Source organism: Streptomyces monticola (assembly GCF_042665355.1).
GTDB classification, from domain to species: domain Bacteria; phylum Actinomycetota; class Actinomycetes; order Streptomycetales; family Streptomycetaceae; genus Streptomyces; species Streptomyces monticola.
Genome location: NZ_JBHTCF010000008.1, coordinates 93,673 through 120,553, shown reverse-complemented (window position 1 = coordinate 120,553; position 26,881 = coordinate 93,673). Strand labels below are relative to the sequence as shown.

General features: G+C 71.5%; 26 protein-coding genes. 10 read left to right on the top strand and 16 right to left on the bottom strand.

Going from position 1 to position 26,881, the window contains the following annotated elements; translation table 11 throughout:
* Positions 1-13: 13 nt before the first annotated feature.
* Positions 14-1,456, bottom strand: coding sequence for a membrane-associated oxidoreductase (locus tag ACFQVC_RS20140; RefSeq protein ID WP_381831898.1), 1,443 nt, complete (start codon positions 1,454-1,456; stop codon positions 14-16).
* Between the two features lie 116 nt (positions 1,457-1,572).
* On the opposite strand from ACFQVC_RS20140, the gene ACFQVC_RS20135 reads away from it, so the two are divergent.
* The 3 genes from ACFQVC_RS20135 to ACFQVC_RS20125 all read left to right on the top strand — a co-directional run bounded on the left by ACFQVC_RS20135 (position 1,573) and on the right by ACFQVC_RS20125 (position 5,451).
* The gene (locus ACFQVC_RS20135; RefSeq protein WP_381831896.1) at positions 1,573-2,520 is read left to right on the top strand and encodes a S1 family peptidase; all 948 of its coding nucleotides are present in this window, start codon (positions 1,573-1,575) and stop codon (positions 2,518-2,520) included.
* 127 nt (positions 2,521-2,647) lie between these two features.
* A complete protein-coding gene (locus ACFQVC_RS20130; protein WP_381831894.1) occupies positions 2,648-4,090 on the top strand; it encodes a carotenoid oxygenase family protein in 1,443 nt (480 codons plus the stop codon).
* A gap of 104 nt (positions 4,091-4,194) precedes the next feature.
* Positions 4,195-5,451 (top strand): MFS transporter, encoded by a 1,257-nt coding sequence (locus ACFQVC_RS20125; RefSeq protein ID WP_381831892.1) that lies wholly within the window; start codon positions 4,195-4,197, stop codon positions 5,449-5,451.
* A 111-nt stretch (positions 5,452-5,562) separates the two neighbouring features.
* Here the strand turns inward: ACFQVC_RS20125 and ACFQVC_RS20120 are convergent, their stop codons facing one another.
* Positions 5,563-6,501 (bottom strand): NADP-dependent oxidoreductase, encoded by a 939-nt coding sequence (locus ACFQVC_RS20120; protein WP_381831891.1) that lies wholly within the window; start codon positions 6,499-6,501, stop codon positions 5,563-5,565.
* Between the two features lie 158 nt (positions 6,502-6,659).
* Here ACFQVC_RS20120 and ACFQVC_RS20115 point away from each other — a divergent pair, with 158 nt between their 5' ends.
* On the top strand, positions 6,660-7,067 hold the full coding sequence (locus ACFQVC_RS20115; protein WP_381831889.1) for a RidA family protein: 408 nt from the start codon (positions 6,660-6,662) through the stop codon (positions 7,065-7,067).
* Positions 7,068-7,089: 22 nt separating this feature from the next.
* On the opposite strand, the gene ACFQVC_RS20110 is transcribed toward ACFQVC_RS20115, so the two are convergent.
* Positions 7,090-7,797: a uracil-DNA glycosylase gene (locus tag ACFQVC_RS20110; protein WP_381831887.1), complete on the bottom strand. Its 708-nt coding sequence runs from the start codon at positions 7,795-7,797 to the stop codon at positions 7,090-7,092.
* Between the two features lie 36 nt (positions 7,798-7,833).
* Positions 7,834-8,532 (bottom strand): SDR family NAD(P)-dependent oxidoreductase, encoded by a 699-nt coding sequence (locus ACFQVC_RS20105; RefSeq protein WP_381831885.1) that lies wholly within the window; start codon positions 8,530-8,532, stop codon positions 7,834-7,836.
* Between the two features lie 69 nt (positions 8,533-8,601).
* Between ACFQVC_RS20105 and ACFQVC_RS20100 the strand changes: the two genes are divergently transcribed.
* Positions 8,602-9,015: an RNA-binding S4 domain-containing protein gene (locus tag ACFQVC_RS20100; protein ID WP_381831884.1), complete on the top strand. Its 414-nt coding sequence runs from the start codon at positions 8,602-8,604 to the stop codon at positions 9,013-9,015.
* Between the two features lie 30 nt (positions 9,016-9,045).
* Here the strand turns inward: ACFQVC_RS20100 and ACFQVC_RS20095 are convergent, their stop codons facing one another.
* The 7 genes from ACFQVC_RS20095 to ACFQVC_RS20065 all read right to left on the bottom strand — a co-directional run bounded on the left by ACFQVC_RS20095 (position 9,046) and on the right by ACFQVC_RS20065 (position 16,760).
* The gene (locus ACFQVC_RS20095; RefSeq protein ID WP_381831882.1) at positions 9,046-9,501 is read right to left on the bottom strand and encodes a (2Fe-2S)-binding protein; all 456 of its coding nucleotides are present in this window, start codon (positions 9,499-9,501) and stop codon (positions 9,046-9,048) included.
* Positions 9,502-9,558: 57 nt separating this feature from the next.
* Entirely contained in the window at positions 9,559-11,844 is a 2,286-nt protein-coding gene (locus ACFQVC_RS20090; protein ID WP_381831880.1) for a xanthine dehydrogenase family protein molybdopterin-binding subunit, read from the bottom strand.
* A 124-nt stretch (positions 11,845-11,968) separates the two neighbouring features.
* A complete protein-coding gene (locus ACFQVC_RS20085; protein ID WP_381831879.1) occupies positions 11,969-12,448 on the bottom strand; it encodes a DoxX family protein in 480 nt (159 codons plus the stop codon).
* Positions 12,449-12,593: 145 nt separating this feature from the next.
* Positions 12,594-13,286, bottom strand: a complete 693-nt coding sequence (locus ACFQVC_RS20080) for a class I SAM-dependent methyltransferase (protein ID WP_381831878.1) — start codon at positions 13,284-13,286, stop codon at positions 12,594-12,596.
* A gap of 95 nt (positions 13,287-13,381) precedes the next feature.
* Positions 13,382-14,242, bottom strand: coding sequence for a trypsin-like serine peptidase (locus ACFQVC_RS20075; RefSeq protein WP_381832384.1), 861 nt, complete (start codon positions 14,240-14,242; stop codon positions 13,382-13,384).
* Between the two features lie 267 nt (positions 14,243-14,509).
* Complete coding sequence (locus tag ACFQVC_RS20070) at positions 14,510-15,466, bottom strand: acyltransferase domain-containing protein (RefSeq protein ID WP_381831876.1); 957 nt, start codon at positions 15,464-15,466, stop codon at positions 14,510-14,512.
* Positions 15,456-16,760: a PucR family transcriptional regulator gene (locus tag ACFQVC_RS20065; protein WP_381832381.1), complete on the bottom strand. Its 1,305-nt coding sequence runs from the start codon at positions 16,758-16,760 to the stop codon at positions 15,456-15,458. The genes ACFQVC_RS20070 and ACFQVC_RS20065 overlap by 11 nt, the downstream gene beginning before the upstream one ends.
* A 130-nt stretch (positions 16,761-16,890) precedes the next feature.
* Here ACFQVC_RS20065 and ACFQVC_RS20060 point away from each other — a divergent pair, with 130 nt between their 5' ends.
* From ACFQVC_RS20060 to ACFQVC_RS20045, 4 genes are all read left to right on the top strand, one after another.
* A complete protein-coding gene (locus ACFQVC_RS20060; protein ID WP_381831874.1) occupies positions 16,891-17,871 on the top strand; it encodes an SGNH/GDSL hydrolase family protein in 981 nt (326 codons plus the stop codon).
* Positions 17,872-18,033: 162 nt separating this feature from the next.
* Positions 18,034-19,173: an alkaline phosphatase PhoX gene (locus ACFQVC_RS20055; protein WP_381832378.1), complete on the top strand. Its 1,140-nt coding sequence runs from the start codon at positions 18,034-18,036 to the stop codon at positions 19,171-19,173.
* 47 nt (positions 19,174-19,220) lie between these two features.
* Positions 19,221-19,535, top strand: coding sequence for a DUF6343 family protein (locus tag ACFQVC_RS20050; protein ID WP_381831872.1), 315 nt, complete (start codon positions 19,221-19,223; stop codon positions 19,533-19,535).
* A gap of 49 nt (positions 19,536-19,584) precedes the next feature.
* Entirely contained in the window at positions 19,585-19,977 is a 393-nt protein-coding gene (locus ACFQVC_RS20045; protein WP_381831870.1) for a tetratricopeptide repeat protein, read from the top strand.
* Between the two features lie 87 nt (positions 19,978-20,064).
* Here the strand turns inward: ACFQVC_RS20045 and ACFQVC_RS20040 are convergent, their stop codons facing one another.
* From ACFQVC_RS20040 to ACFQVC_RS20025, 4 genes are all read right to left on the bottom strand, one after another.
* Complete coding sequence (locus ACFQVC_RS20040) at positions 20,065-20,448, bottom strand: DUF3592 domain-containing protein (RefSeq protein WP_381831868.1); 384 nt, start codon at positions 20,446-20,448, stop codon at positions 20,065-20,067.
* 11 nt (positions 20,449-20,459) lie between these two features.
* Complete coding sequence (coaE, locus tag ACFQVC_RS20035) at positions 20,460-21,068, bottom strand: dephospho-CoA kinase (protein ID WP_381831866.1); 609 nt, start codon at positions 21,066-21,068, stop codon at positions 20,460-20,462.
* A gap of 130 nt (positions 21,069-21,198) precedes the next feature.
* Positions 21,199-22,137: a PAC2 family protein gene (locus ACFQVC_RS20030; RefSeq protein ID WP_381831865.1), complete on the bottom strand. Its 939-nt coding sequence runs from the start codon at positions 22,135-22,137 to the stop codon at positions 21,199-21,201.
* 159 nt (positions 22,138-22,296) lie between these two features.
* Positions 22,297-23,823 carry a flavin monoamine oxidase family protein gene (locus tag ACFQVC_RS20025; protein ID WP_381832375.1) on the bottom strand — a complete coding sequence of 509 codons (1,527 nt, stop codon included), beginning with the start codon at positions 23,821-23,823 and terminating at the stop codon, positions 22,297-22,299.
* A 277-nt stretch (positions 23,824-24,100) separates the two neighbouring features.
* Between ACFQVC_RS20025 and ACFQVC_RS20020 the strand changes: the two genes are divergently transcribed.
* The gene (locus ACFQVC_RS20020; RefSeq protein ID WP_381831864.1) at positions 24,101-25,078 is read left to right on the top strand and encodes a right-handed parallel beta-helix repeat-containing protein; all 978 of its coding nucleotides are present in this window, start codon (positions 24,101-24,103) and stop codon (positions 25,076-25,078) included.
* Positions 25,079-25,201: 123 nt separating this feature from the next.
* Here ACFQVC_RS20020 and rpsA read toward each other — a convergent pair whose 3' ends face one another.
* Positions 25,202-26,725 carry a 30S ribosomal protein S1 gene (rpsA, locus tag ACFQVC_RS20015; protein WP_381831863.1) on the bottom strand — a complete coding sequence of 508 codons (1,524 nt, stop codon included), beginning with the start codon at positions 26,723-26,725 and terminating at the stop codon, positions 25,202-25,204.
* Positions 26,726-26,881 lie beyond the last annotated feature (156 nt).

The window sequence follows — 26,881 nt, the reverse complement described above, 5'->3', positions numbered from 1 at the left end:
GTCCATGGGCCCGTCACTGACGGCTGATCGTCCGGGTGACACCCGCGGCGATGGCCGTGGCGAGTACCCAGCCGGTGACGATGAGTCCGTACGCGAGCCACTGCGCGGCGCCGTCCGGTGTGTACGCCTTCTCCTGCCCGAAGTCGATGATCGGCAGCAGCAGGTCGAGGGTGTACGCGAGCGCGTTGAACGCCGGGGCCTCGTCCGGCTTGAGGGCCCGCGGCTCGTGCAGCCCGAACGTGACCGAGCCGATGAGGAGCAGCGACACGAGCCAGGCGGCGGCCCGCACCGGCCGGAATCCGTAGCCCACGGTCGCGTCCTGCAGATGCCCCCAGGCCCTGGCGTACGCGGGCAGGGTGCCGCGGTGCCGGCGCTGTTTGGCGAGCTGCACGGTACGGGCCGCGGCGTCGTCGCCCATGCGCCGGTAGGCGGCGGTGAGTTGTTCGTAGGCGTGCGGGACGTAGCCGTGCTTCTCGCGTTCCAGGAGGGGGAGGCGGCGCTCGGCGGGTTCGTGCGGGGCGAGCGTGGTGTATGTGAGGCCTTCGAGCCAGACCGTCGGCGGCGCGGCCTCGGGGGCGAGGTAGATGAAGTCGATCTGGCTGCGGCGCAGCGTCACTTCGCCGCGGATGGGTTCGGCGCCGCGCAGCAGGAGTTCGCCCACGACCGCACCGCTCAGGCGCAGCGCCATGTGGCCGGGGTTGGAGAGGCGGGCACGGCCGAGGTTGAGGTGGCCCGGGATACGGACGCCGCGCAGATTGACCCGGCCATGGGCGGTCAGGCGCATGGCGTTGAAGTCGGAGCCGACGCTGAGGGTGGGGGCCTGCAGGGCGGTGTCGCCGGGGTTGTGGAGCTCGGCGTCGTCGAGGTTGAGGCTCGCGCCCACCACGGCCGCGTCGAGGCGGACCTTGCCGTGGACCGTCATCCGGCGCGCGGACAGGCTGTCCTCGACGGTGATCCGGTTGAGCTGCAGGACCGACTCGTCCGCACGCGCCGGCTCGTCCGCGGGATCCGCCGCGTCCCCGAGGCGGGCGTCGTCCAGGAAGACGGCGCCGGCGATCCGGGCGGCGGCGAGCCGGACGGGTCCGGTGACCCGGCAGCGGGTCATGCGCAGCGTGCCGTCGACCCGCAGACCGATCGCGTGCAGGCCCGGCAGTCGCGACTCCCCCAGGCTCAGCTGGCGCGTCTGGGCGCCGTACAGGTCGAGCACGTTGTCGAAGACGCAGGCCCACAGGTGCACGGGGCTGTCGACGGTGGCGTACTGCAGATCGAGGCGCCCGGTGACGCGGGCGGCGGTGACCCGCAGCGCGGCCACCTCCCCCTGGCGCCGGTGGTCGCCGAGCAGCAGTTCCCGCAGCACCTCGCCACGTACCGCGTCGCCGCCCAGGTCAACCGTCTCGCCCCGTGCGAACGCCTCCCACACCCGCACCTCCGCAGCCGTCAGATCACCGATCTCCACCGCTCCCCCAACTGTCCGATAGCCGCGCCCTGTTGTCCGCACACACTCCACCCCATAAGAATGCGCATGACAAAGCCGGGGGCAGCCAGGCCCCCGGCGGCAGAGGGGACCCCCACATGAAGCAACCTCTCATCGGCGCGTTCGCGGCCGGGCTCCTGCTCGCGGCGGCGGGAGCCGCGCCCGCCGTGGCCCACGACACGGACGCGGCACCGGGCAAGAGCGCCACTGCCGAGGCGGACCTCAAGGCGGACACCGGGACCGGCCTCATGACCGGCCTCACGAAGGGCCTCGACAGCGCGCTCAACGGCAGGGCGAAGCCCAAGGCCGTCGACTTCGCCGGCACCGTGGCGCTCAGCAACTGTTCCGGGTCGGTCGTCCGGATGCCCGACTCGCAGCCGCAGGACCCGGCGCTCGTGATGTCGAACGGGCACTGCCTGGAGGGCGGTTTCCCCGGCCCCGGCGAAGTGATCGTCGACCAGCCGTCCAGCCGCACCTTCGACCTCCTGGACGCCTCCGGCAACGAGGCCGCCACCCTCAAGGCGAGCAAGGTCGCCTACGGCACGATGACCGACACCGACGTGTCACTGTACGAACTCACCAGCACCTACGAGCAGATAGAGAGCTCGTACGGCATCAAGGCCCTGGAGCTCGACGCCGCCCGCCCCACTCAGGGCAAGGCCATCACCGTGGTCTCCGGCTACTGGAAGAAGACGTACAGCTGCAGCATCGACGGCTTCGCGTACCGCCTCAAGGAGGGCGACTGGACCTGGAAGGACTCGGTCCGCTACACCGACGCCTGCAAGACCATCGGCGGCACCTCGGGTTCACCCGTCGTGGACGACGCCACCGGCAAGGTCGTCGCCGTGAACAACACCGGCAACGAGAGCGGCGAGGAGTGCACGGTCAACAACCCCTGCGAGGTCGACGAGAGCGGCAAGGTGACCGTGCGCCAGGGCATCAACTACGCGCAGCAGACGTATCAGATCGTGCCCTGCGTGGGCGTCGGCAACAAGATCGACCTGAGCGCTCCGGGATGTGAACTCCCCAAGCCCGCAAAGGAGTAGCGGCGCGGAGCGGCCGCAGGAGTATCCGCGTCGGGCCGTAGCGGCCAAGGGTACGGAACCGGCCCGCGCAGGTACGTTGGAGGGGCGCTTCGTTGTCGGCTGCCGATCCCGACCGAGGAGACCCGTCATGACGGACGACGACCGCCCCTCCAACCCCTACCTCACCGGTCTCTTCGCCCCCGTGCGCGACGAGGTCACCGCCTTCGGCCTGCCGGTGACGGGACGTATCCCGGACGGCCTGAACGGCCGCTATCTGCGCAACGGCCCCAATCCGCTGGGCGTCGACGACCCCGCGGCGTACCACTGGTTCACGGGCCCCGGCATGGTGCACGGGGTGCGCCTGCGCGACGGCCGGGCCGAGTGGTACCGCAACCGCTGGGTGCGCAGCGACTCCGTGGCCGGGCAGCTCGGCGAGAAGCAGCTGCGCGGCCCGCGCCACCAGGACATGGACTTCGCGCCCAACACTCACGTCCTGCGCTTCGGCGGCCGCATCCTCGCCACGGTCGAGGGCGGCGCCCTCCCGTACGAACTCGACGAGGAACTCGGCACCCTGGGCCCCTACGACTTCCAGGGCACCCTGCCGGGCGGCTTCGCCGCGCACACCCTCGTCGACCCGGCGAGCGGCGATCTGCACGCGGTCGCGTACTGCTGGGCGTACCCCTACGTCGAGTATCTGGTCGCCGGGACCGACGGACGCATCAAGCGGCGGGTGGACGTGCCGGTCGAGGGCAGCCCGATGATGCACGACTTCTCGCTCACCGAGTCCTATGTCGTCCTCTACGACCTGCCGGTGGGCTTCAGCATGGACGCCGCGATCGCGGGCGCGGGCCTGCCGTACGCCTGGCAGCCGGAGAAGCAGGCCAGGATCGGCCTGCTCCCGCGCGCGACGGACACCGGTGCCGGCGGCATCCGCTGGATCGACATCGACCCCTGCTTCGTCTTCCACCCGATGAGCGCGTTCGAGGAGCGGACACCGGACGGCGGTCTGCGCCTGGTCATCCATCTCGTGCGCTACGACCGGATGTTCGCCGACGGCCGGCACGGTCCTGACGAGTGCCCGCCGCGCCTGGAGCGCTGGACGGTGGATGTGAACGCGGGCCGGGTGCGCCAAGAGGGCCTGGACGAGCGGCCGGTGGAGTTCCCCCGCATCGATCCGCGGCGCACCACGGCCAGGCACCGCTACGGCTACGGCGTGCAGCAGCCGACGGACGGCTACGGCGACACCCGCGCGGCGCGGCATGTCACCGAGGCGACGGCGGGCGGCCCGCCCGTGGGCCAAATGGGCCTGGGCATCGTCAAGTTCGACCTGGAGCGGGGCACCAGCGAAGTGCACCGCGTGCACCCGGACGGCGATGTCGGCGAGGCCGCCTTCGTACCGGCGGAGCCGGGCGGGCCGGACGCCGCCGAGGACGACGGCTGGCTGTTCGCGTACTCCTTCGACCCGGTGCGCGGTGCCACGGACCTGCTGATCCTTTCCGCCCAGGACATCTCGGGCGAGCCGGTGGCCGCGGTGCATCTGCCGGCCCGGGTCCCGGTCGGCTTCCACGGCAACTGGATGCCGGACGAGTAGGCCGCACACCGGGCCATCCGTACCGGACGGTCCGGTGATTGGCCCAATCCCAAGCCCTTGGATTGTCACTTCTGCCGGCCCATTCCCGCGGTTTGAATGGGCCCATGCCCCGTATCCTCCCGGCCCCAGGGCCGCCCCGCGTCCTGGCTCTCGCGCAGCTCGCCAACTCCCTTGGTGACGGCGCCTTCTACGCCACTTCGGCGCTGTTCTTCACTCAGGTCGTCGGCCTGTCCCCGACCCGGGTCGGGCTCGCCCTCACCCTGGGCTGGGGACTCGGCATGCTGGCCGGGGTGCCGCTCGGGTATGCCGCCGACCGCTGGGGCCCTCGGCGCACCGCCGTGCTGCTCGCGGTGGTGACCGCCACCGCGCTCGCCGCGTTTCTCGTCGTCCGGTCCTTCCCGCTGTTCCTCCTGGTCGTGTGCGTCTACACCTGCTGCCAGAGCGGACTGACCTCGGCCAGGCAGGCGCTCCTCGCCGGTCTGGTGCCCGCCGGTGAGCGCACCCGGGTGCGGGCCCAGCTGCAGTCCACGCTCAACGCCGGCCTCGCCGTCGGTGCCGGACTCGGGGCGGTGGCTCTCGGCCTGGACAGCGAGGCGGCCTATCTGACGGTGTTCGCCCTGGACGCGGCGAGCTTCGCCGCGGCCGCGCTCGTCCTGTGCCGGGTGCCGGAAGTGGCGCCGTCCCCCGTGGTGCGGACGGCGGGCGAGCCCCGGCTCGCGGTGCTCCGCGACCGGCCCTACGCCCTGGTCACCCTGCTCAACGCGGTCCTCTACCTGAACATGCCGCTGCTCAGCCTCGGCCTGCCGCTGTGGATCGTGGAGCGCACCGACGCACCCAAGCCGATGGCCGCGACGCTGCTCGTCGTCAACATGCTGAGCGTGGTGGTGTTCCAGGTGCGGGTCGCCCGCGAGGTCACCGATATCCGGGGCGCGTCCCGGGCGATCGGCCGCGCGGGCCTGCTGATGCTCGCCGCGTGCGTCCTGTACGCGACGACCGGCGGCCGGATCGGGGCGGTCGCGGCGGTGGCGGTGCTGCTCGTGGCGGCCGGGGTGCAGGTGTACGGCGAGATGGCCCAGGGCGCGGGCGCCTGGGAACTCGGCTTCGGGCTCGCCCCCGAGCACCAACAGGGCCAGTACCAGGGCTTCTTCGGGATGGGCCCGCAGATCGCCCGGATGCTCGGACCGCTCCTGCTGACCACGCTGCTGCTCGGCCTCGGTACCGCGGGCTGGCTGATCCTCGGCGGCCTGTTCCTGGCGGCGGGGCTCGCGGTGGCCCCGGCGGTGCGATGGGCGGAACGCGAGCGGCTCCGCGCCTGCCCGGGGACGGCCGGAGGGCGGGCCGACGGTGCGAGAGCCACCTAAGTGCTCCGCGGGAAGTCCGGTATGACACCTGCGGGTGCGTCGTGGCCGGTCGCGCAGTTCCCCGCGCCCCTTTGGGGCACGAAGAACCGCACCGGACTTCCCCCAAGCCGTTTAGACCGTCAGCACGATCTTTCCGCGGGTACGCCCCTCCTGGTTCAGGCGCCAGGCCTCGGCCGCCTGGTCGAGCGGGAGCGCACGGTCCACATGCACGGTCAGCTTCCCGGCGTCGGCGAGCGCGGTCAGCTCGGTCAGGCCCTGTGCGTCCGGCCTGACCCACACGAAGTGACCGCCGCGGTCCGCGACCTCGCCGTCGGCGACGGACGCGATCCGCAGCAGCCCGCCGGGCCCGGTGGCCTGCTTGAGCAGCGGAAGCGATACGTCGACGATGCCGCCGCCGACGTAGTCGAGCACGGCGTCGACGCCCTCAGGGGCCAGCTCCCGCACCCGCTCGGCGAGCCCGTCGCCGTACGTCACGGGCTCCGCGCCCAGGGACCGCAGGAACTCGTGGTTGCGCTCGCTCGCGGTGCCGATGACCCGGGCGCCCGCGGCGACGGCGATCTGCACACCGAACGAGCCGACACCGCCGGCGGCCGCGTGGATCAGGACCGTGTCGCCGCGGCCCACCCCGATCCGGCGCAGCGACTGCAGGGCGGTGAGCCCCGCGAGCGGCACACCCGCGGCCTGCTCCCAGCTCAGGGACGCGGGCTTCTTCGCGAGCATCCGTACGCTCGCCGAGACCTGCTCCGCGTAAGTGCCGTTCTGCGCCCAGTCCTTGCGCAGATATCCGTAGACCTCGTCGCCCGGGGCGAACTCCGAGGCGTCGAAGCCGCCGCGCTCCACGACACCCGCGACGTCCCAGCCGGGGATCAGCGGGAAGCCGCTCCCCACGATCGCGTCGAGACCTCCGGCGGCGAGCTTCCAGTCGACGGGGTTCACTCCGGCCGCCTTCACCCGGATCAGCACCTCATCGGGTGCGACCTTGGGTTCGGGGAGGTCGGTGACACGCAGATCGTCGGCGGATCCGTACTTGTCCAATGCAATGGCCTTCATGCTCTGCGCAACCTTCCGGCGGAGTGGAACATTCCTGGCGGGTGTTCCCCGGGAACCGACGGGCATTCCCGGGAAATTCAGGTGCGGACGGCCCGCGCCCACGTCCATGATCCCTGCGGAGTCCCCTGCCGGCACCCCCAGGAAGCGAGCCCCCCCCCGTGATCAAGCGCACCGTCGTCCCCACCCTCTTCGCGCCGCCCACTTACACCCACGCCTCGGTCGTCGAGGCCGGGACCCGGCTCGCCTTCCTCGCCGGTTCGGTACCGCTCGACGCCGAGGGGAACCTCGTGGGCGACGGCGACCACGTACGCCAGGCCGAGCAGGTCGTGGCGAACCTGGAGGAGCAGCTGAAGAGCATCGGCAGCGACCTGGCGCACGTCGTCTACACGGATGTGTACGTGGTCGCCGACGAGCCGGGCCCGCTCTCCGAGGTATGGGACGTGGTGGAGGCCTCGGGCCTCGCCACCGGCTCCTCCGGCCCGCACTCCTCCACCCTGCTCGGGGTGCCGACGCTCGGCTATCAAGGGCAGTTGGTGGAGATCACGGCGACGGCCGTGGTGCCGTAGCGGACCCGGTCCGCCCCCGTCGTCAGCGCAGGCCCGCCGCCGCGGCCGCCTCGGTGAGCACGTCACGGAGCATCGCGGGGGTCAGCCGGCCCGTGAACGTGTTGCGCTGGCTGACGTGATAGCAGCCGAAGAGATCGAGCCGCCCCGGCTCGCCGTGCAGGGTGGTGCGGGCGCCGTGCCCGAAGGCGGGGCGCGGCCTCGGCACCTCCCAGCCGGCCGCGGCGAAGGCGGGCAGGGCGGCCTGCCAGCCGAAGGCGCCGAGCACGACGGCCGAGCGCACGGTGGGGCTCAGCAGCCGCAGCTCCTCCACCAGCCAGGGACGGCAGTTGTCCCGTTCCTGCGGCGTCGGCTTGTTGGCGGGAGGCGCGCAGTGCACCGGTGCGGTGACGCGCACACCGTGCAGCGCGAGACCGTCGCCTGGCCCGGTGGCGGTGGGCTGCGAGGCGAGCCCGACGTCGTACAGCGCGGCGTAGAGCACATCGCCCGAGCGGTCACCGGTGAACATCCGCCCGGTCCGGTTGCCGCCGTGCGCGGCCGGCGCGAGTCCGATCACCAGCATCGCGGCGTCGGCGGGCCCGAACCCCGGCACGGGCCTGCCCCAGTACGTCTCCTCGGCGAACGCGGCCCGCTTCGTCCGCGCGACCTCCTCCCGCCAGGAGACGAGACGCGGGCAGGCCCGGCACTCGGAGAGAGCGGCGTCGAGCGCACCGAGGTCACAGGCCGCACTCACCACGGCGCTCCGCCCCCAGCCGGCCCTCCCCCGCACTCACCACTCCACCCGCACCCCGTCGCGGAAGAACCCCCCGGTGGGACCGCCGCCGGGCAGGGTGGCCGCCCAGACGACACCCGCCGCGCCCTCGGCGACGGGGCGGCCGCCCGCGCCGCCCATGTCCGTGGCCACCCAGCCAGGGCAGACGGAGTTGACCAGGATGCCGTCGGCCCGCAGCTCGGCGGCGAGCATCCGCGTCAGGGCGTTGAGCGCGACCTTCGTGGTCGCGTAGGCCGGGGGTGCGGTGCCCATGTCCGCGAGGGACGCGACCCCGCTGGACACATTGACCACGCGGCCCCGCGGGCTGGCCCGCAGCAGCGGCAGCAGCGTCTGGGTGAGCCGCCACGGCCCGTACAGATTGGTCTCGGCGGCCTCACGCACGACCGACAGATCCGCGTCGGCGGCGCGCTGCCAGGTGTCGTAGGTGATGGCCGCGTTGTTGACGAGCGCGTCGAGCCGCCCGAACCTGCGCTTCACCTCGTCCGCGACCCGCTCCATGTCCTGCGCGGACGTCACGTCGAGCTGAACCGGGTAGGTGTCGGGGCCGATGTCGGCGGCGGCCTTCTCGGCGGCCTCCGCGGAACGGGCGGCGAGCAGCACGGTGTGGCCGAGGCCCGCCAGCTGACGGCAGACCTCGTGGCCGATGCCGCGGTTGCCGCCGGTGACGAGGGCGACGGTGCGCCGGGAATCACTCATACGTCCACCGTACGTATCGCTTCGTCTCATCGCTTTCTGCGGTGTGCGGCGGCGCATTAAGGTCGGGGCATGACTTCGGACGCCTCGGAAACCGCCGCCGTACGGGTCGACAGCTGGATCTGGTCCGTACGCCTGACCAAAACGCGTTCCGCCGCCGCCACGGCCTGCCGTGGCGGCCATGTCCGGGTCAACGGCGACCGGGTCAAGCCCGCGCACACCGTGAAGGCCGGCGACGAGGTGCGGCTTCGGCAGGCGGGCCGGGACCGGGTGGTCGTGGTGAAGCGTGTGATCCGCAAGCGGGTCGGGGCTCCGGTGGCCGTGGAGTGCTACGTCGACAACAGCCCCCCGCCGCCGCCCCGCGAGGCGGTCGCGCCCGCCGGCATCCGTGACCGCGGCACGGGCCGTCCCACGAAGCGCGACCGCCGCGAAATGGAGCGCCTCCGCGGCCTGGCGACCCCGCCGCCCGCCGAGCCCTCCCGGTGACGGCGCCCGGGCGGACTCCGCCACCGGACCTCACATCCGCGCCGCCGCAGCCTTGATCGCCTCGCGGATACGGACATACGTGCCGCACCGGCAGACATTCGCAATGGCGTCGATCTCCGCGTCCGACGGCTCACGCGTCCGCTTCAGGAGGGCCACCGCCGCCATGATCTGGCCGGGCTGGCAGTAGCCACACTGGGCGACGTCCTGCTCAAGCCAGGCCTCCTGCACGGGGTGGAGCGTGTCGCCGTCGGCGAGGCCCTCGATCGTCGTGACCTCGCGGCCCGCCGCCTCGGCGACCGGCACGACACACGGGTTGACGGCCTCGCCGTCGAGATGGCTGGTGCAGGCCTTGCAGACGTCGATGCCACAGCCGTACTTGGGGCCGCGGATGCCGAGCAGGTCACGCAGGACCCACAGCAGCGGCAGATCGTCGGGGGCGTCGACGGTGACCTTCTCGCCGTTCACGGTGAAGCTTTGTGCGGGCACGGAGAACTCCTCGGATGCGTGCGCGGAGGGCGCAGCGGGACGCAGGGGGGGCGCGCCTCAGCGCGGGAACGGCTCGAAGTCGATGTCGAAGTTGACGGGGAAGCTGCGCGGTCGCGTACCGGTCGCCCGCGCATAGGCGTTGCCGATCGCGGCGACCGCGGCGGGCACCCCGAGCTCGCCCACACCGCCCGGGTCGCCACCGGACTCGATGACATGGATACGTACGTCCGTCGGGGAGTTCTTCTGCCGGGCGTAGTGGAACTGGGAGTAACTGCCTTCCAGCGGCAGGCCCTTGTCGAAGTGCAGCCCCGCGCGCAGGGCGGTGGAGATCGCGTCCGTGAGCCCGCCGAGCATCTGGGCCTCGATACCGCGCGGGTTCACCGCCCGGCCCACATCGACCGCGATCACCGCTCGCGTCACGCGCGGCGCCTTCGGGTCGCGGGCGTCGAGCTCGACCAGGCAGGCCGTGCGTGACTTGTACTCCTCGTGGAAGCCGACGCCCTGCGCCCAGCCGGCGGGCAGCGCCCTGCCCCAGTCGGCCACGGCCCTGTCCAGGACGGCCCGCTGTGCGGCGTTCTTCAGACGGGTACGCCGGAACTCCACCGGGTCCGCGCCGAGCCGCCCGGCCACCTCGTCGAGGAACATCTCCTCGGCGGCGCGCGCGGTGCCCGAGTACACACTGCGCCAGGAGCCGGTGTGCATCTTCAGGGGCAGCTCGGTGAGGGTCTGCGCGGTGGTCCCGAGGTCGTAGGGCGAATGGACGGAAAGGCGGAACATGGTCTGCGCGAACGTCTCGTTGCCCACCGGGAGTTCGGTGAGCCCGGCGGTCAGGGCATCGCCGATGCCATGGCGTACGTCGGTCTCGACGGACGCCATCCGGTGCTGCAGGGAGAGCGGCTTGCCCCGCGCATAGGTCACGCGCAGCTTGTGGTGCGTGGGCGGGCGCATCCGGCCGTGCCGCATGTCGTCGATGCGCGACCACATCAGGCGCACCGGCCGCCCGGCGCCCTTCGAGATCCGGGCCGCCTCAAGGGCCGCGTCGAAGAACAGCCGCCGCCCGAAGGAGCCGCCGGCCTGCACCACACGGAACTCGACCTTGGACGACGGCAGGCCGACCGCCTTGGCCACCGCGTGCCGGGCGGCGATCGGGGACTGGGCACCCGTCCAGATCGTGGCGCGGTCCGAACGCACGTCGGCGACCGCGCAGTTGGTCTCCAGGGGCGCGTGGCTGACCGGCGCGAAGTCGAACTCCGCCTTGATCTCCTCGACGAGGAGCGGCGGCAGGAAGCCGGGCACCGCCTTGCGCAGCTTGGCCTTGATGTCGTCCCCCGACAGCTCGTCGACGGTGCCGGGACCCCAGTCGACGCGCAGCGCCTCCTTGCCGGCCAGGGCCTGCCCGAAGGTCTCGGCGACTACGGCCACCCCGGTGGGGACGACCACGAGGTCGAGTACGCCGGGCATGGCCCGTACGTCGTCTGCGTTGAGGACCTTCTCGACGGTGCCGTTGACCGTGGGGGCGCGCCGCACCATGGCCGGCTTCGCACCGGGGACGTCCAGGTCGAGGGTGTACTCCTGGCGGCCGGTGACGATGGCGCGGGCGTCGATCCGGTTCGTGGGCCGGCCGACGACACGCTGCTCGGCGGCGGGTTTGAGGGGGGCCTCGGGGGCTTCGGCCGTACGGGGCGCCGCGGCCTGAACGGTCAGCTCGCCGTATCCGGCACTGCGGCCGTCGGGGGCGTGCACGGCGCCGTCACGGGTGGTCAGGTCCTGGGCGGCGACGCCCCAGCGGCGGGCGGCGGTGGCGACGAGCCGGAGCCGGGCGGCGGCGGCAGCGGTGCGGATGGGGCGGTGCAGCGAGCGGATCGAGTTGGAACTGCCGGTGAGCTGGTTGAAGAGCAGCTCGGGCCGGGCATCGTCGAGCCGGACCCGGACCTTGTCCAGGGGCAGCTCCAGTTCGTCGGCGATCAGCATCGCCACCGCCGTGGTCAGGCCCTGTCCGACCTCGGCGCGCGGCAGTCCGAAGTGCGCGCTGCCGTCGTCCTTGATCTCCAGGGTGAGCAGATGCGCGGTGGGCAGCCCGGCGAGGATGAGGACCTCACCGAGGTCGGGCAGAAGCTCGGGCAGCGCCCCGGCCGGCTGTGCCGGGGACCGTGCCGGGGTCTGCGCCGCGGCCTCGGCGGGGGCGGACACGTCGGCGCCCACGCGGACGGCGACCGTCAGCGTGGGCGCGGCGACCAGATAGGCGAGGAGGGTGCGGCGCTCGACTCCGGGGCGCTCGCCCTCCGCGTGCTCGCCTCCTGCGTGCTCTCCTCCTGCGTGCTCGCCTTGTGCGTGCTCGGCCATGGCGGATGGACTCCCGGGGGTCGGCGGCGCGGTGCGCGCCGTAGTGCTCAGCGGGCTGTAACAGCTACTCGACGAGCCGTTGTTGACGACACGTCAAGTAGCTATCACACCCCGGGCACCCCGGCTACGCCCGCCGGACCGCCTGCCGCAGGAGCTTCACGAACTTGGCGGTTTCCCTACGCTGCGCCCTGGCGATACCGGCGAGCGGCACGATCAGGAGCAGCGGCATCAGCGCCGCGGCTCCGCCCATCGTGGTCAGCACCGAGAGGGAGGCGCCGACCATCAGGGCACTGAAGGCGAGGGCCGAGATCCCGGACAGCAGCGGGATCAGCAGAGCGATGGCGCCGAGCACTTCGAGACCGCCGATGACATGCATCGACCAGTCCGCGAACCCCATCTCGCGGAAGCCCTGCCGCGAGGCGGCGTCACCGATGACCTTGGGCACGCCCGCCCAGCCGTAGAAGAGCGCGAACAGGACCCGCAGAACGCGCAGCCCGATCGTGACACCCCGGCCACGCACCGGGGCGCCGGCGTCGACGCGGTCGGCGGCGGAGGCGGTGGTGGTGGAAGGGGCGGCGGCAGTGGCGAAGATGGCCTCGGACATGGCGGTCTCCTCAAGTGGACGGTGCGTGTGCTGTCACAGAGGTAGACCGGGCGCGGTGCCCGAACTCATCGGCGTGCGCGCGGAATTGCACGGAGAATCTCGCGCCGCCCCGCAGCGGTCAGGCGTTGGGCCGGGCCCGCAAAGGTCATGTGACGGGCCTGGCCCGCACCCAGATTCCGTCATCGGTCAGATAGCGGTCCACCGCGAGGCCCGCCCGCGTGAGATGCCCCTCGAACTCCTCCTTGCTCAGCACCCGTGCGAGGAAGGTCTGGGTCCAGGTCGCGTCCGGCCAGATGTACCGCGCGTGCACCGAGTTCACCCCGTCGCCGACCGGGGTGGCCGACTCGATGCGCACCGTGTACCCGGCCGGGTCGACGCGCTCGCGGGGCAGGTTCGTGTGGTAGTCGGCGCCCTCGCGCTGGATCAGGACACAGCCGTCGTCCTTCACATGGCTGCGGCAGGCCCGCAGCATGCCGTCACGCACGCTGTGCTCGGGGCTGTGCACGAGGAAGGAGGCGAGCAGGACGACGTCGAAGGTCTCGCCGAGGTCGAGGCTCTCGATGGGGCTGCGGACCGTACGCACCGTCGCGCCCATGGCCTCGACATGCGCGAGCATCTCCGCTGATTCGTCGACGGCGGTCACCGTGAAGCCGCGCTCGACGAGAGGTCGCGTCAGCCGCCCCGCCCCGCTGCCCAGCTCGAGTATGTGCGCTCCCGGCGGCACCGCGCCTGCGATCACCTCCGGCTCGTCACCGGGCCTCAGGCGTGCGTACAGATCGACCGCGCAGCCGTCCGGGGTGATGGCTCCCGGTCCCGTGCCCGCGTACCCCTCACGCATCCCTTTTCCACCCCTCACGCATCGCTTCGCCCGTGCAGCACCAACGAACCGCCCCCGCAGGGGAGTTCCCCTGCAGGGGCGGTTCAAAGGGCCGATCAGCTCGCCTGCGCCTTGTCGTACAGGTTCTTCGCGTCGTTCCCGAAGTAGGGCCCGAACATATAGCCCGGCAGGAAGGTGTAGCCGAAGCTGTTCACCGAGGTCTGCAGGCCGGTGCCGGTGGACTCGTTGAAGTCCTGGAACCAGGGGCCGCCACTGGAGCCGCCGGTCATGTCGCAGGACAGGCCGTGGTCCGTGGAGAGCAGGAAGTCACGGATGGAGTTCCCGCTGCAGTAGATCTGCTTCGTGCCGTCGTACGGGTCGGCGGCCGGCCAGCCGAAGGCGTACATCTTCTTGTTGTAGCCGGAGTTGAAGGCCACGCCCTGGGCGCCCACGGCGTCCGTGAGCTTCTTGCCGTCCAGCGGGTTCACGACCGCGGCGCCGACGTCGTAGTTGATGTCCTCGCTGGCCGTCCACTGCGGCGTGGACAGGGTCTTGGCCGCGGTCCACTTGCCGTGCGGGGCCTGCCCGTCCTTGTAGCCGGGCACGAACACCCAGTTGGTGTGCCAGGCGCCGTCCATCTTCACGCAGTGCCCGGCCGTGAGGACCGTGGACTTGTTGGCGCTGGTGACGGCGTTGCCGGAACAGGAGGCCTGGCGGCCCTGATAGGTGAAGAAGACCCGGCCGGCCGTGCTTGCGACCTTGCCGCCACCGGTCCACGCGCCGCCCTTCTGCGGGAACGCCTTGGTGCCCGGCGCCCCGGTCGGCGGCACGAGCAGCTCGGCGCCCTTCTTGACGTCGGCCAGGTCGTCCGGCTGCACGGGCAGGACGTCGAGCGGCTCGGCCGCGCGCATCCGCTCGGGCGTCCAGAAGTCCTCCACCGAAGGGGCCGCGGATGCGGACCCGGTCTGCAGCAGCATCCCGGCGACCAGAGCGCCGGTCGCGGCCAGCGCGCCCAGGGCGCGGTGGGGTATTCGAAGGCCGTGTCTCACGCTGCGTTCTCCTTATACGACGGCCGCGCGGGACCCGCGCGGAACTACGAGGTGCGGAGGTACGAAGGTGCGGAGCTGATGCCTGCACCGGCAGCGTGGCACGGATTCGACACTCTGTCAGGAGCATGCCGCGCCAACGCTGTTGGGGCCGCATCCCCCGGGTTCACGTGGTCGAATCCGGCCTCCGCAAATCCTTCACAGCGGGAACCAGCCATGGCGCACATACCAGTGCCCGCCGCCCCGCAGATGGTCACCGACGGCCCGCTCCAGGGAGGTGCGCCGCGGCAGCCCCGCGACCGGAAGGCCCGGGTCGCCGAAGACGAAGTCCACCGGCACGGCGTCCTCGGGTTCGGCGTGACCGTGGCTTATGGGCCTGAACCGGTCCTGGAAGCGGACGATATGGGCGTCCTTCCGCAGATACGCGGCCAACTGGCCGTCCAGGAGCCAGGAGCGGCACTCCGCGACGGCGTAGGTCTCCTCGGGATAGTGCCGGGCGAAGAACTCCCGGGCGAGGGCGAGGGAGCGGTCACAGGCCTCGGGCGACAGGGGTCCGCTGAAGTCGGCGATATGCAGATTGAGGACGCCGTCGCCGGGCCCGGCGGGATATCCGGCGGCCGCGACCGCCGCGCCGGTGGGCTCGTCGAGCCGGGCGCGCTGGAACTGCAGCCGCCCCAGCTGGTAGAGCTCACCGCGGAAGTGCAGGGACAGCCAGCGCGGCCCGAGCAGCCCGCCGTGCCCGTGACGCCTGCGGTGCACGGCCATCTGCCGGCCGAGGTCGGCCAGGGTGCGGCGCGCGACGTCGTCGGGCACTCCCCGGGCCCGGTGGTACGCGCGGATGTGCGGCAGCGCCGCGACGAAGACGTACACGGGAAAGCGCCAGTCCTGCCGTGCCGCCTCCGGGGCCGGGACACCCGATACACCCGGCACACCTGTCTCCTCGCCCAGGAAGCCGCGTTCGGGCCCCTTGCCGATCTCGCCGATGTCCCGCGTCAGCTCCCGCAGGCGGCGCCCGAGCAGTGCGCGCCGCGCCGGGTCGTCGAGCAGCTGGTCGCGCCCCGCCACCAGCGCGTTGACGTCCTCGTGCGGCACGGCCAGGTCGAGCAGTACGCCGGCCAGCTCGTCGGCCTCCACAAACCCCGCCTCAAGATCCATCTGTCTCCCTTCCCTCCCCGGATGAACGCCCGGCCCCCGCTGAACGCGCTGCGCCCGCCGCCGTGCCTACCGCTGCGCCCGCCGCTGTGCCCGCTGAACGCCCGGCCAGGGCCCGGCGTGCCACCAGCGCCGCCCCGATGTGCTGCAGGTCCGGCGGACGCGAGGGCGACAGACCGGTGAGCCGCGTGATGCGGCGGATCCGGTAGTCGACCGTATTGGGGTGCAGGTGCAGCGCCGCGGCAGTGGCGCGCCGGTCGAGTCCGTACGCGAGGAACGTCTCCAGCGTGCGCAGCAGATCCGGCTTGGCCGCCAACGGGCCGAGCAGACCGGCGAGTTGGCCGAGGGCCGCACTGGGGCGGCTGAGCTGGTAGTCGAGGAGTACGTCGGCGAGCCGGTACAGGCCGGGCGCGCGCCCCGTACACCGCACCAGGTCGACGATCTCCGCGTTGCGCGCGACCGCCTCCGGCACCTCACCGGGCGGGACCACGGCCGCCGCCGCGAGGACCGGCACACCCGCCGACTCCTGGGCGGCCCCGACCAGTGCGCACAGCTCGGGCCACGCGGGCTCCGCGGTGACGGGCAGCAGCACGGTGCCGCCGGAGCTGTCGAGCGCGGTCAGGGCCGGTTCGCCGGTGTGGCGGTCGAGCACGGACCGCACCCGGCGGATCTTGCGCCGCGCGGCGATGGACGCGCCGGGCCCGGTCATCGTCTCGTCCGGGTGCGGCCCGAGCTCCAGGGTCATCGCGACATACAGCGCGGCCGGCAGCGGGCCCGCCGGTCTGAGCTCGGCGGGCTCCCCGGCGAGAAGCGCGGCGAGCAGTGCGTGCCGGCCGCCGTGCTCCTGGCTGTCGAGAATCTGCCGGGCCTCCAGATAGGCGCCGCTGACGGCGGAGGTCAACTGCCGCTGCAGTTCCATGATGTGCCTGACGGCCTCCTGCACATCGGCCAGCTCCTCGGGGCGGGCCCCGGACGCCATCTCCTGCCAGCACAGGGCCGTACCGATCTGGTACGCGGTGAGAATGGCGTCCAACGGCACGCCCTCCTCGGCGCGTTGGGCCGCCGAGTCGCGCTGCCGGTCGAGTTCACGGTCGGTGGCGGGCCTGCGGTGCTCGATGACATCGGCGAAGAGGCGCAGGTTGTGCTGCACGATGTCGGCGATGTCACCGGTGAGTTCCTCGACGGGAAGCTCGGCGTAGACCGGGAGTTCGGCGCGGAGCCGGGTCAGGACACGGCGGGCGAGGCCGGGCACGCGGGCCCGCAGATACGCGGCGGCGGGCCGCCCGCCGATCCGGATCTCCCCGTCTCCCCGCACTTTGTCATGCGTCACAACGCTCCCCCGGTAAGTCTGCGTTACCCACCAGTTAAAGAGCGGCGCGGGAATCTGCATAGTGACCGGCGGACATTCCACGACGTCGGGAGCCACCGTGAACTCCTCGAACCGCACCGGGAAATGCCGCTCAGCCAGAAGTCCGTACGCCTCGGCCGGAAGGCGCTCCGCGAGGGCCGGACGGTCGTACGTCGCCGGGGGCGCCGCCCTCGCGGCCCTGGCCCTCACCTTCGCCACCGCCCCCGCACCCGCCTCGGCCGCGCCCCCCTCCGCCTCGACCGCCACCGCCACCGCCGGCGAGGCGTATGTCGCTCTCGGCGACTCCATGGCGTCGGGCCCGCTCATCCCGCTGCCGACCGGCCCCCTGGCCTGCGGCCGCTCCACCAACAACTACCCGCATGAACTCGCCGGCCGCCTCGACGTCGCCGCCCTGCGCGACGTGACCTGCTCCGGCGCCGACACCAAGGACATGTTCGAGCCGCAGAAGCTGTCGCTCGGCGGTATCCCCATGGGCGAGGCGCCCCCGCAGCTGAACGCCCTGAGCGCAGGCACCACCCTGGTCACCCTCACCATCGGCGGCAACGACGCCGGGCTCGTCGGGATCGCGCAGAGCTGTATGACGGTCGACCCGAACGCCACACCCTGCAAGGAGAAGTACACCGAGGGCGGCGTCGACCAGGTCGCGCAGCGCGTCGACGCGGTCGCCCCCAAGGTGGCCGCCGTCCTGGACGCGATCCGCGCCAAGGCGCCCAAGGCCCGGATCCTCGTGGCGGGTTACGGCCTCTACATCAAGCCCGGCGGCTGCTTCCCGTACCAGCCGGTCCTCAATGTCGACGCGGACTATCTGCAGGCCAACGTGAACCGCCTCAACGGCGTGCTCGCCGCCCAGTCGGCCGCACACGGCGCCGAGTACATCGATCTCGCCGGGCCGAGCAAGGGCCACGACGCCTGCCAGGCCCCGTCGGCGAAGTGGGTCGAAGGCTACGTCCCGACCGCCCCCGCCGCACCCCTGCACCCCAACCAGGCGGGCGAGGAGAACTACGCGCGGATCATCGCCGCGCATCTCACCGGCGGCTGAGCCCGCAGCTGAACCGGCGGCTGGACCGGCAGCACACGCCAGGGGGCGGGCCCGGCCCCGGACCCGCCCCGACCACCCCGCACCCCTCTCCCCGAACAGGCCCATGAGCAAGCCCATGAGCAGGCCCATGAACAAGCCCATGAACAGGAGTAGTTCATGCCCCTGCACCGCCGCACCTTCCTCCGCTCGGTCACCGCGGGCGCCTCGGCGGTCGCCTTCTCCGGCGCGCTGTGGCACGAAGCCGCCGCCGCCCTGCCCGCCGCCACCGCGGCCGAGAGCCCTTACGGCCCGCTGCTCGCCGCCGACGCCAACGGGGTGGCCCTGCCGTCCGGTTTCAGCAGCCGGGTGGTCGCCCGGTCCCTGCGGTCCGTCGGCGGCTCGCTCTGGCACTCGGCGCCCGACGGCGGCGCCTGCTACCCGGACGGCGCCGGCTGGATCTACGTATCGAACTCCGAACTCCCCCTGGTCGGCGGCGCGTCCTCGATCCGGTTCCGCGCGGACGGCTCCGTCGACCGCGCGTACCGCATCCTGTCCGGCACCAACCTCAACTGCGCGGGCGGCGCCACCCCTTGGCACACCTGGCTGTCCTGCGAGGAGATCTACCGCGGCCGGGTCTTCGAGACCGACCCCTACGGCAACAGGTCCGCCGTCGCCCGTCACGCGATGGGCCGCTTCAAGCACGAGGCCGCCGCCTGCGACCCGGACCACCGCGTCGTCTATCTCACCGAGGACGAGGAGGACGGCTGCTTCTACCGCTTCACGCCCGACGTGTGGGGCGATCTCTCCCGCGGCCGGCTCGACGTGCTGTGCGCGAAGGGCGGCGACGCGGTGGAGTGGCGCCCCGTCCCGAACCCCTCGGCGCCGCTCACCCAGACCCGCCACCAGGTCGATGCCGCCCGCCACTTCGACGGCGGCGAGGGCTGCCATTACGCGGGCGGCGTGTGCTACTTCACCGCGAAGGGCGACAAGAAGGTGTGGGCTTACCACACGGCCTCGCAGACGGTGACGGCGCTCTACGGCGGTGGCGGCACCCTCGACGGCGTGGACAACATCACGGGCACCACCGCCGGGGACCTCTACGTCGCCGAGGACGGCGGCAACATGGAGATCAACATCATCACCCGTGACGGCGCCGTGGCCCCGGTGCTGCGGATCGAGGGCCACCCGGAGTCGGAGATCACCGGCCCGGCCTTCTCCCCCGACGGCAGCCGTCTGTACTTCTCGTCGCAGCGCGGCAGCAGCGGCGAGACAACGGGCTCGGGCGGGGTGACGTACGAAGTGAGGGGGCCGTTCCGGCACTGACGGGTGCATCCTGGAGGTGCATCCCGGTATCCGGGAGGTGAGCGGTGATGCGCACGGGCAGTGAACCGGTGACAGCGCGCAGTCCCCTCCGGATGCGGTTCTGGCTCAGCCTGTGGGGCCTGGTCTGGGCGGCGGTCGGCACCATCGCCTTCGCCCTGGCGGGCCGCCCGGGGTGGGCGGCCGCGTGTGGCGTGCTGTGGCTGATCGTGACCGTCGACCTGGTGATGATCCTGCGCCACATCCGCCAGGGCCCGCACTACCAGCCGGGCCGCGACATCCCGCCGTACGAACCGGACCGCGGCGGACCGCGCCGCGGCGCACCGGACCGCGGCGGACCGGGGCGCGGCGCGGGGGCGGAATAGCGGCGCTGGTGGCCGCGTTGAAGGCGGGCAGTAAGGGAAGGAAGCAGTCGTGCCCGAAAGCAATGGCCGAACCAGCGGCGGACGTAATCCGGAAACCCATGTCATCGACTTCCGGGCGGCCGAGCAGCTGCTCGCCGCCCGCGACCCGCGCGGTGCGGTGAAGCTGCTCGACGAGGTGATCGCCGCCCACCCGGAGAACACTGCGGCCCGCCTCCTGCGCGCCCGCGCCTTCTTCGCCGCGGCCCAACTGCGCCCCGCCGAGCTGGAGTTCTCCATCGTCCTGGAGCGCGAACCCGACAACGCCTTCGCCCACTTCGCCCTGGCGCGCACCTACGAACGCGCCAACCGGCCGGACCAGGCCCGCCGGCACTTCCGGCTCGCCGCCGCACTCGACCCGAACCCCGAGTACCTCGCGGCGGCCCGCTTCGACGACGCGAGCTGAGCTGTTCCCCAAGGCTGAGTGCGCCCCATAGGGGCGCGCGGAACTGCGCGACGGCACGTGAGCCGACCGCATGGCGACAAGTGACCGCTACGGCAACACAATCCCAAGCACCGCGCCGAGCAGCACGAGCGCCGCGCCCGCCACCATGAAGCCCTGGTCGAGGCGGATCCGTTCGCTGCCGAGCAGCACGACTTCGCGCGGGTCGTCGGCGTCGTACGCGAGCAGCACCTCACGGCCGTCGGCCAGCGGCCTGCGCCGGGTGCGCGGCACCGGTGAGACCACCTCTATGACGCGTCCGTCGGCCGTCTCGAACTGCAGCAGCGGCCGGTCGGAGCCCGGCTGCGGGGGTTTGACCAGGGCCAGTACGGCCTGCCCCGACGCGGTGATACGCCGGGTCCTGGTCAGGCCGTAGCCGCCGGCGAGCACCGCGACCAGGCCGCCGAAGGCGGTGACCGCCGCGAGGACGACCACGCCCCGCCCCCTCAGGCGCCCGCCGCCGCTGCCCGCTGCGCGAGGTCCTCCCATACGGCGCGCACCTGCGGGGCGAGCGCGTCGAGCGGGCCGTCGTTGTCGATCACGATGTCGGCGATCTCCAGGCGCTTCTCGCGGGTGGCCTGCGCCGCCATCCTGGCCCGCGCGTCCTCTTCGGTCATCCCGCGCAGCCGCACCAGGCGGTCCAGCTGGGTGGCGGGGGCGGCGTCGACGACGATCACCAGGTCGTACAGCGGCGCCAGGCTGTTCTCCGCGAGCAGCGGCACGTCGTGCACGACGACGGCGTCCTGCCCGGCGGCGGCCTCGAGCTCGGCGGAACGCGCGCCCACCAGGGGGTGCACGATGCCGTTGAGCACGGCGAGCCTGTCCGGGTCGGCGAAGACGATGGAACCGAGCCGGGGCCGGTCCAGCGTGCCGTCCGGGGCCAGGATCTCCTCGCCGAAGGCCTCAACGACCGCCGCCAGACCCGGAGTTCCGGGCTCCACGACCTCCCGTGCGATCCGGTCGGCATCGACCACGACCGCGCCGTAGGAGTCCAGGAGCCGCGACACTTCGCTCTTGCCGGAGCCGATTCCGCCGGTCAGTCCCACCTTCAGCATGCGGGCAGCATATAGATCGGGACAGGTGCGCCGTACAGAGGTATGGGCAGAACCATGGGCAGAGAGTGAGCAGAGACACGGAAGGTGCTGTGCCCGCCCGCCCCGCTCGGGCGTCGCTCTCCCACTCCGCTCAGATGTCGCCCTCGCGCTCCGCGAGGAACCGCTCGAACTCCCGGCCGATCTCGTCCGCGGACGGGATCTCGACGGGTTCGGCGAGCATGTTGCCCCGGGTCTCCGAGCCGGCCGCCGCGTCGTACTGGTGCTCAAGTCCCTGGACCATGGAGACCAGTTCCTCGTCGCCCTCGCGGATCTGCCGGTCGATCTCGGTCTGGGTGCGGTGTGCCTCGGTGCGCAGCGAGTGCGCGACGGACGGCAGCACCAGGCCGGTGGCCGAGGTGACCGACTCGAGGACGGTCAGGGCCGCGTCCGGGTAGGCGGAGCGCGCGATGTAGTGCGGCACGTGCGCGGCGACGCCGAGGACGTCATGGCCGTTCTGCATCAGGCGGTACTCGACGAGCGCCTCGGCGCTGCCGGGGACCTGTGCCTCGTCGAAGGGGCTGCGGTGTCCGGGCACCAGGTCGCTGCGGTTGCCGTGCGGCGTCAGGCCCACGGGCCTGGTGTGGGGCACGCCCATGGGGATGCCGTGGAAGTTCACCGCGAGGCGGACGCCGAGCCGCTCGACGATCTGCTGCACGGCGGCGGCGAAGCGCTCCCACTCCACGTCGGGCTCGGGCCCGGAGAGCACCAGGAAGGGCGCTCCGGTGGTGTCCTGCAGGAGGCGGACCTCCAGTGCGGGTACTTCGTAGTCGGTCCAGCGGTCGCGCTCGAAGGTGAGCAGCGGGCGCCGGGCCCGGTAGTCGATCAGACGGTCGTGGTCGAAGCGCGCGACGACCTGTCCGGGGAGCGTGTCGAGCAGCTTCTCGACGATCTGGTCGCCGGTCTCGCCCGCGTCGATGTACCCGTCGAAGTGGTAAAGCATGACGAGTCCCGCCGACTCCTGCGCGAGCGCCATGTCGACGACCGCGAGGCCCTTCGGCTCCCATGTGTACAAACCCTGGGGATCAAGCACAGTGACCGCTCCTCCTCGTGTTCGTACTCCAGAACGCGCCACAGGGCGCGGGCATTCCCGCCCGCGCCCGCTGTCAGCACCTTGCCAGTGTCGACTCAAGCGCTCCTAAAGCGGTCTCCACATGCGCGTGCAGGGTCACTGGAGACTCATGGGGCGCTCTCACCCCGCCAGAACGCGCGCGTGCAGGGCCGTGACGGCCTTGCGCGCGGAGGTGAACGCCCCGTGCTGCCAGGCGTCGGTGTGGCTGAGATGGTCGCCCGCGAAGTAGACCCGGCCCGCGGCCTTGTTGAGCGGCGCGAACACGGCGGCGTCGGGCCCGCCCTCCATGGAGTGCCAGGCGGCCTCCAGATAGGGCGTCTGGCGCCAGTGGTGGGAGAAGGAGGAGGCGAGCTCGCTGCGGTACTTCTCGCCGTTGATCTTCACGCCTTGGGCAACGGCCCGCGCCTCGCGCTCGCGCGGGGTGAGCTTCGCGTACGCGTCGGCCTGCCGGTCGTAGTTGTAGTAGCCGATGACAAGGCCGCGCTCGCCGTGGAAGCCGTAGGACGGATACCAGATGTGGGCGAGGTCCATATCGGTCTCGGTGATGCCGCCGTAGATCCGGTGGTCGCGCTCCCACCAGCGGCTCCGGTACTCCAGGCCGATCTTCCCGGCCGAGGACGGCTTGCACGCCTCCAGGGCGCTCTGCACGGCGGGGCCGAGGTTGTGGGGGGTCTTGGCGAGGATGTTGGGCGGCAGCGCCGCGACGCAGTAGTCGGCGTCCAGGGTGCGGGTGCGGCCGCCGTGCGTGTAGGTGACGGAGACCCCGTCCGCCCGGTCGGTGATCTCGGTGACGGCGGCGCCCGTACGTATCCGCTGTCCGCCCACGGCCTTGGTGAGGGCCACCGGTATCCGGTCCATGCCGCCGACGGGCTGGAACATCAGCATGGCCTGGTCGTAGCCGAACTCGAAGGAGAAGTAGCGCCCGACGCCGCTCGCGAACACCTCGGAGGCAGTGGGCACCGCGCCGAGAGGGACACCCGGCGTACCGGCGGCGGCCGGGTCGACGGTGAAGCCGCGGCGCTCGCTGCCGTCGTAGGAGAGCTTGTCCCCCAGGTCGCCGAAGTCCTTGAGGAACTCCATCAGACGGTCCTGGTCCTCGCCGGTCAGCGCCTTGTCGAGGGCGCCCGAGTCGGTTGCCTTGGCGAGGAGTTCGGAGACATAGCCGTAGACGTCGGCCTTGGCGGTGCGGTAGCGGACGGGGGCCTTCATGCCCGCCTTCTCGTTGAAGACATAGGCGTTGGCGTTCGTATTCGTGAACACCTCCAGGGGGACGCCGAGTTCGCGGCAGTAGTCCATCGTGACCATCCACTGCGGGATCCGGCCAGGACCGGCGTTCATGTACTGCCCGTCGCTGAAGCGCGCGGTCTGCCGGTTGCCGTAGCTGTCGACGGTCGAATCCCCGGACCGCACCGTGAAGTTACGGCCACCGGTGCGCCCTCTGGCCTCCAGGACCGTGCAGTCGTAGCCGGCCTTGCCGAGTTCGTACGCCGTGGCGAGCCCGGCGATGCCACCGCCGACGATCACCACCTTGGCGGCCCCGCGCCCCGTCAGCGTGAAATCGCTCCCCTGCGGCGCCCTGAAGGCGGCTTCGCGGCTCGTGGCCTGCGCGGTGGGGGCGAGCCCGAGGGCGCCCATGGTGGCGAACATCGCGCCCGCGCCACCGGTGATCCCTACGTTGCGCAGAAACGCGCGGCGGCTCGTGGTGTGGTGGGCCATACCCGGATCCCCTCCTGATCTTGGACGATCCGGGGATCCTCACAACTGCCTGTTACGGCCCGTGAGTTACTCGTGTATCTGCCACGTTTCCCTCTCCGCACGCCTCGCGTCCTGGTCCAGACCTTGACGCGCACATGCCCCTTTCCTGCGTTCCCCCAAGCAGTGCACGTTCATGAACACACTCACCATTCAGATAGGAGAACTCCACATGCGCCCCCGGCCCCTGCTTCTGCCGCTCCTCCCTCTCCTCCCCCTGCTCGCCTTATCCGCCGCGACGGCCGCCCCCGCCCTGGCCGCTCCGTCCGCCGCCGCCGAAGCCGTCATCGACGTCTCCACCGCCGCACAGCTCAAGTCGGCCCTCACCGCGGCCCGCGCCGGCGATACGATCCGCCTCGCCGACGGCACGTACACGGGGAACTTCAAGACCACGACAGCGGCCCGCTCCGACGCCCGGATCACCCTCACCGGCACCTCGAAGGCGGTCCTCACGGCAGGCGGCGGCTACGGTCTGCACCTCGACGGAGCCGCGTACTGGACCGTGCAGGGCATCACGGTGACCGGCGGCCAGAAGGGCATCATGATCGACGCGGCGCGGGGCGTCGTCGTCGACGGGGTCACGGTCCACGGCCTGGACATGGAGGGCGTCCACTTCCGCAAGTCGTCGGCCGACGGGATCATCAAGAACTCACGGATCCACGACACCGGCAACGACGGCCGCGGCATGGGCGAGGGCGTCTACGTCGGCAGTGCCAACACCCTTACCGACAAGAGCGACCGGGTCCAGATCACCGGCAACACCATCGGCCCCGGCGTCGGCGGCGAGAACATCGACATCAAGGAAGGCACGACCGGAGCCCGCATCGTCGGCAACACCTTCGACGGGAGCGGCCTGACCGGAGCGAACTACGACGACTCCTGGGTCGACATCAAAGGCAACGACGTCCTCGTGGAGAACAACAAGGGCACCCGCACCACCAACAACGGCTACGAGACCCGCACTCAGCAGCCCGGCTGGGGCTGCGGCACGGTCTTCCGCGGCAACACCTCGGATCTGACCGGCGCCACGGGCCCCAAGCAGCTGGCCATCAACGCGACCAACCACACCCCCACTTGCCCCACGACGGTCTACGCGAGCAACACAGTGACAGCGGGCAAGGGCCTGACCAACATCCCGGTCACGCCGTAGCCGCCTGCCCTCTTCTCGCAGGGGCGTGGCGCCCACAGGCAAACGCAAAGGCGGGCCCGCACCCCACAAGGGGTACGGGCCCGCCTGTCAGCCAGCGAACGAAGCTAGCCAGCGGCTAGAGCTTCAGCTCTGGCCACCCGCGAGCTTCTCGCGCAGCGCGGCAAGCGCCTCGTCCGAGGCAAGCGCGCCGGAGTTGTCGGCCGTCTCCGAGGAGTACGAACCGCCGCCGCCACCCTGGCCACCGCTGCCGCCGGCCGGGGCGCCGGTCGCCGCGGGAGCCGCAGCACCCTCGGCCTCGGCCTGGGCGTCGGCCTCGCGGGACTTGATGACCTGAGCCTGGTGCTGCTCGAAGCGCGTCTGCGCCTCGGCGTACTGGGTCTCCCAGGCCTCGCGCTGGGTCTCGTAGCCCTCGAGCCAGTCGTTGGTCTCGGGGTCGAAGCCCTCGGGGTAGATGTAGTTGCCCTGGTCGTCGTAGGACGCGGCCATGCCGTACAGGGTCGGGTCGAACTCGACCGTGGACGGGTCGGCACCGAAGGCCTCGTTGGCCTGCTTCAGCGAGAGGCTGATGCGACGGCGCTCGAGGTCGATGTCGATGACCTTGACGAAGATCTCGTCGTTGACCTGGACGACCTGCTCCGGGATCTCCACGTGGCGCTCGGCCAGCTCGGAGATGTGGACCAGGCCCTCGATGCCCTCGTCGACGCGGACGAACGCACCGAACGGAACGAGCTTGGTGACCTTACCCGGGACGACCTGACCGATCTGGTGGGTCCGGGCGAACTGCTGCCACGGGTCTTCCTGGGTCGCCTTGAGCGACAGGGAGACGCGCTCGCGGTCCATGTCCACGTCGAGAACCTCGACGGTGACTTCCTGACCGACCTCGACAACCTCGGACGGGTGGTCGATGTGCTTCCAGGACAGCTCGGAGACGTGGACGAGACCGTCGACGCCACCCAGGTCCACGAACGCACCGAAGTTGACGATCGAGGAGACGACGCCGGAGCGGACCTGGCCCTTCTGCAGGGTGGTGAGGAACGTCTGGCGGACCTCGGACTGGGTCTGCTCGAGCCAGGCGCGGCGGGACAGGACCACGTTGTTGCGGTTCTTGTCCAGCTCGATGATCTTCGCCTCGAGCTCCTTGCCGACGTACGGCTGGAGGTCGCGGACGCGGCGCATCTCGACGAGGGAAGCCGGCAGGAAGCCACGGAGGCCGATGTCGAGGATGAGTCCACCCTTGACGACCTCGATGACGGTACCGGTGACGATGCCGTCCTCTTCCTTGATCTTCTCGATGGTGCCCCAGGCACGCTCGTACTGAGCGCGCTTCTTCGAGAGGATCAGGCGGCCTTCCTTGTCCTCCTTCTGGAGAACCAGGGCCTCGATCTCGTCGCCGACGGCCACGACCTCGTTCGGGTCGACGTCGTGCTTGATCGAGAGCTCGCGGCTCGGGATGACACCTTCGGTCTTGTAACCGATGTCGAGCAGGACCTCGTCCCGGTCGACCTTCACGATGACGCCGTCGACGATGTCGCCGTCGTTGAAGTACTTGATCGTCTCGTCGATCGCGGCGAGGAAGGCTTCCTCGTTACCGATGTCGTTGACCGCTACCTGCGGCGTGGTGGCGGTGGTCTCGGTGCTGCTCGTCATGTGGGAAAGGGCTCCGGTACGGACATTGAAGTCGTAGGTACTGCTACGCCGAGAGCCCATTTCGCCCTGAAGAAGCCGGACAGTCAGGAGGCGCGCTTTTCCCACCAGAGATTTCCCAGAGGAAAAACGGAATCGCCTCGACAACCGAGGGGACAT